General features: G+C 62.9%; 3 protein-coding genes. 2 read left to right on the forward strand and 1 reads right to left on the reverse strand.

Annotated features, from left to right (window positions below; translation table 11 throughout):
- Positions 1 to 146 precede the first annotated feature (146 nt).
- Positions 147 to 1,115: a lysophospholipid acyltransferase family protein gene (locus VF515_14120; protein HEX7408772.1), complete on the forward strand. Its 969-nt coding sequence runs from the start codon at positions 147 to 149 to the stop codon at positions 1,113 to 1,115.
- Here the strand turns inward: VF515_14120 and VF515_14125 are convergent, their stop codons facing one another.
- Positions 1,116 to 1,865 (reverse strand): lysophospholipid acyltransferase family protein, encoded by a 750-nt coding sequence (locus VF515_14125; protein ID HEX7408773.1) that lies wholly within the window; start codon positions 1,863 to 1,865, stop codon positions 1,116 to 1,118.
- Between the two features lie 71 nt (positions 1,866 to 1,936).
- On the opposite strand from VF515_14125, the gene VF515_14130 reads away from it, so the two are divergent.
- Positions 1,937 to 2,908, forward strand: a 972-nt coding sequence (locus VF515_14130) for a radical SAM protein (GenBank protein ID HEX7408774.1), incomplete at its 3' end; no start/stop codon positions are given.

The raw sequence follows: 2,908 nt of genomic DNA on the forward strand, positions 1-2,908 counted from the left end.
ATCGCCTGAAACCTGCAGTAGGAGCTACTGGTAGAACCCTTCTCGCAACCGCGAGTTTCGAGATTCCCCACATTCATGACCCACTCCACCGCCGCCTCTCTAGGGCTGTTTGCTACGGTGCGGCCGGGTATGTTACCTGCACCCGAATGGAACGGCGCGGTACGACGCTGGCACAGGCGTTGCGCTTCGACGGCCTGTGGTGGCGCAAGTTCGCCTACCTCGGCTGCGTCTACGGCCCGGAGTGGTGGAAGCAGCTTTCGCCGCCGGCGATTGCGGCGATCATCTTCATGCTGGTGGGACGCAACCGCCGCGGCGCCATCGCCAACATGGAACGCATCCTGGGGGTCAGAGGGGCTCCGGCCGCTGCGGCGGCTCTGCGGATGTTCGCGGAGTTTGCCCATTGCATGACCGAGACGATGGAGTGTTACGGGCCACGTCCCAAGCCTCTCAGATTAGAGGTGTCGGCGCGCAACGCGTTGGTGGACGCTCTCGACGAAGGGCGCGGAGCCGTCGTCGTCACTGGCCACTTCGGCAACTGGGACGTCGCCGCCAAGACGCTGAGCGACTACGGCCGTCCCGTCAGCCTGGTGATGGCGCGCGAGGCGAACGCGACGACACACGAGTACGTGCGCCAGGCCCGCGATCGTGCCGGCGTTCGGGTGATCTACTCGGACTCCTCGGTATTTTCATCACTCAATGTAATTCGCGCTTTGCGACGGAACGAAATCACCGCGATTCAGCTGGACCGCGCCAGTGGCACGAGCGGCATGCGGCCGATCCCATTCTTTGGAGCGCCGGCACCCTTCCCTTCCGGTCCCTTCGTGCTGGCGCGGCTATCTGGAGCTCCGTTGATCCCGGTATTCATTCCGCGGCTGGGGAAGCGGCACTATGCCGTCCGCGTCGGCGGAAGCTTCACGCTGCCGCGTGACGCGCGGGACGCGCACGCCTTGGAGCGTGCCATGACCGAGGTCGTGCGCGAATTCGAGACGGTGGTGCGCCTGTTCCCAACCCAGTGGTTTCAGTTCGCCCCGTTCTGGCCGGCTGATTCCGTGCCGGTGGAGGCGCAGCCTGCCGCCTGCAGCGACACCTCCGAGCCCTTGCGTGCGCGTCGCTGACTAGACCCGGACCAGTTCCTCAGAGATGCGGCTGCGCACCAGATCGCGTAAGCGGTCACGGTCGTCGTAGGTCATCTCTTTCGTCGGGATCGGTTCCAACACGACGAGCTCGACCTCCCCCGGGACGATCGATAGGTATTTGCCTTTCGGCATCAGCTCCCTGGTGCCTTTGCAGACGATCGGCACCACCGGGATTCCGAGGTGGATGGCCGCGACGAACGGACCTTTCTTGAAGGGAAGCAGATTTCCATCCCGACTGCGCGTCCCTTCCGGAAAGATAATGGTGGAGAACTCATCGACCGTGAGCTGATTCAGCAACTGAATCGCCTCGAGCGGATTTTCCCGATCAATCGGAATCATCCCCATGGTGCGCAAGACGGCACCCAGCACCGGCTGGTTGAACAGTTCCTTCTTCGCCGCGAAGCGGTTGTTCCCGGGCAGGTACCCGAGCACCGCGGCGATGTCGAAGTGGCTTTGATGGTTCGGCGTAAACATGTAAGGACCGTGACCGAGGTGTTCAAGGCCGGTGACGTGCACCCGCACTCCGCACATGCGGCTCAGGTTGCGCGCCTGTGCCTTGGCGAACCGCCAGGTGACATTCTTGTCCTCGATGAGCCGGTACATGGCGACGGCAATGAGCCCCATGGTGAACAGCATGCCACGAAAGATGAGCCGGTTGATGAAGATGCGCAGCTGCGGCGCCGCGGCGCGGGGCAGCACCCGCGAGATCGGATCACTGGGGGCGGTCATCGAGCCCCGAACTCTACCACGTCCAACCACCCAGGCAAGCCGCCGACGCCCAATCGCCGTACGTTGACATCGTGGCGAAAAGCCCGTTAATTGCGCGCGTGCGGATCCTGCTCGTTTCTCCAACTCACTACAATCCGGACGGGACGCTGCAAAAGACCACACGGTACTGGACCAGTGGAATCACGCTCCCGTACCTGAAGGCGTTGACCCCGCCTGGCCATGACGTCACGATGGTCGACGAACTCTTTTACGACGTCGATCTGAACGGCGAATACGACGTGGTAGGCATCACCGCCATGGGCCCGCAGATCAAACGGGCGTATGACCTTGCCGACCACTTCCGGCAGCGCGGTGTGTGGGTCGTCTTAGGCGGCAGCTGGGTGACGCTGACGCCGGATGCATCGTTGCGCCATGCCGATGCCATCGTCGCCGGCGAGGCCGAGGACGTGTGGCCGCAGTTGCTTGCGGACTTCCGCGAACGGCGCACGCGCGGCGTGTACCGCGCCAGCCGCCGGCAAAGCCTGGTCGACCTGCCGCAGATCAACTACACCGAGCTACCCCTGCTGAAGTACGAGGCGTTCAAGACCAGCTGGCTGTACCGGATGTACTTTCACTGGCCGGTGATCTTCTCGCGTGGCTGCCCGCATCCGTGTGAGTACTGTGCGGTACAGAGCTACTACCAACGCAGTTTCCGCACCCGGCCGGTCGCGGAGGTCATCCGGGACCTGCAGACCATCAAGGCGCTCGGGGGTGACCGCATTTTGTTTTTGGACGACAATCCCATCGGCCACCCTGAAGCAGCGAAGGAACTGTTCCGTGCCATGATTCCGCTCAGGATGAAGTGGGCCAGTCAATGCACGATCAACATCGCGCGTGATCCCGAGTTGCTCGACCTGGCTGCCCGCAGCGGTTGCGTCAGCCTCTCGATTGGCCTCGAAAGCATCAACCGGGCGAGCCTCGATTCGGTCAACAAGTCATTCAATCTACCGCAGCACTTTCCCCGCGACCTGGCCGCGATCCGCGGAAAAGGCATTCAGGTGATC

This window comes from Candidatus Binatia bacterium, assembly GCA_036382395.1.
Lineage (GTDB): Bacteria > Desulfobacterota > Binatia > HRBIN30 > HRBIN30 > JAGDMS01.

Bases quoted from the DNA above. Each gene is read 5' to 3' on its own strand.
- VF515_14120 (HEX7408772.1), top strand. From the start codon at position 147: ATGGAACGGCGCGGTACGACGCTGGCACAGGCGTTGCGCTTCGACGGC.
- VF515_14125 (HEX7408773.1), bottom strand. From the start codon at position 1,865: ATGACCGCCCCCAGTGATCCGATCTCGCGGGTGCTGCCCCGCGCCGCG.